The organism is Mycoplasma marinum, assembly GCF_004335975.1.
Lineage (GTDB): Bacteria > Bacillota_I > Bacilli_A > Mycoplasmatales > Metamycoplasmataceae > Mycoplasma_K > Mycoplasma_K marinum.
Map to the genome: position 1 here is coordinate 1 of NZ_PSZO01000107.1, position 1,427 is coordinate 1,427.

A 1,427-nucleotide genomic window follows, 5' to 3' on the forward strand; every position below is an offset into this window, starting at 1 on the left:
TGTGGCAACTGGAATTGCTATTGTTGCAAGGGTTGTAAGTGAACCCATTGTAATTTTTTTAATTTTCATTTTTTCTCCTTTTTAAATTTAGATATTTGATTTAAGAAAAATAAGAGATTCCATTTTAACCAACCATAATAAATTAACTTTTATTATTTACCAAATAATTCAATTCAAAGTTCATCTGAAATATATGTACCTTGTGTTGAGTAATTGGATGTAAATTTAGCAATGGTAGGGTTAGTGGCTTCTTTTTTGGATATACTTACATAGCGGAAAAAATTATTATTGGATATATATTTTCTACCATTCTCTGAAATATTAATAATTTTAATGCTGTCTATTTTTTCAAGTTTTTTTAAAATTTCTACAAGTTGAGAACCTGCCAAAATATTTAATTTAACTCCAGAAAGTTCCATCGGTAAAGATACACCCATTGCTTTATCATTTTCATAATGATATTGACTAAGCAACTTTTTACCAAAAGAAGTTTTAGAAATATTAATTCATTATCCCCGAACTACCAATAGTTGGTTTATCTGCATCATCGCGTTTTGTTTTATCTACTTTAATTTTTTTCATCTCTTCTCAAAAGTAATCTCCAAATTTATCTAAATTAATATCAAGAGCATTTAAATCAATAACAACTACTTTATGTTCTTTAGTTAAATTAACCATATTTATTTCTTCAATTAAAGAATCAACAAATTTATGATTAAGAACCTTTTCTTGTTTTTGTTGAAGGTTTGTTTTTGTTTCAATTGAAGTTAAAGGACTAAAGCCATATTTTTTTTGCATTGTATACATATCATGTTAAAGTAACTGTCTTGTATTCTTCATTTCCACATGAAGCAACTGTAGCAACTGGAATTGCTATTGTTGCAAGGGCTGCAAGTGAACCCATTGTAATTTTTTTAATTTTCATTTTTTTCTCCTTTTGAAATTTAGATATTTGATATAAGAAAAATAAGAGATTCCATTTTAACCAACCACAATAAATTAACTTTTATTACTTACCAAACAATTCAATTCAAAGTTCTTCTGAAATATATGTACCGTCTGTTGAATTAGAAGGTGTTTCTTTAATAATTGCAGAATTAGTTCGTGTATCTGCATCGGTTTTATTATAATAAAAATTTTTATTGTTAGAAATATATTTTCTACCATTCTCTGAAATGTTAATAACTTTAATACCATCCGTTTTTTCAAGTTTTTTTAAAAGCTCTACAAGTTGCGGACCTGCAGCAGCACTTAAATGATTTCCAGAAAGTTCAGTTGGTAAAGAAACACCCATTGCTTCATTATATTCATAATGATATTGACTAAGTATCTTTTTACCAAAAGAAGTTTTAGAAATATTAATAATTATTCCTGAACTACCAATAGTTGGTGTATTCCCGTTACTATGTTTTGTTTTATCTACTTTG

4 protein-coding genes are annotated in these 1,427 nt (G+C 26.7%); all 4 read right to left on the bottom strand.

The window, feature by feature from the left end; translation table 4 throughout:
• Window positions 1-152 precede the first annotated feature (152 nt).
• Window positions 153-473, bottom strand: coding sequence for a hypothetical protein (locus tag C4B24_RS04885; protein ID WP_131599657.1), 321 nt, complete (start codon window positions 471-473; stop codon window positions 153-155).
• Window positions 474-501: 28 nt separating this feature from the next.
• Entirely contained in the window at window positions 502-798 is a 297-nt protein-coding gene (locus C4B24_RS04890) for a hypothetical protein (protein WP_131599658.1), read from the bottom strand.
• On the bottom strand, window positions 776-925 hold the full coding sequence (locus C4B24_RS05110) for a Vmc-like lipoprotein signal peptide domain-containing protein (protein WP_168388385.1): 150 nt from the start codon (window positions 923-925) through the stop codon (window positions 776-778). The genes C4B24_RS04890 and C4B24_RS05110 overlap by 23 nt, the downstream gene beginning before the upstream one ends.
• Before the next feature lie 84 nt (window positions 926-1,009).
• On the bottom strand, window positions 1,010-1,427 hold a 418-nt coding region (locus C4B24_RS05115; protein WP_168388386.1), incomplete at its 5' end, for a hypothetical protein.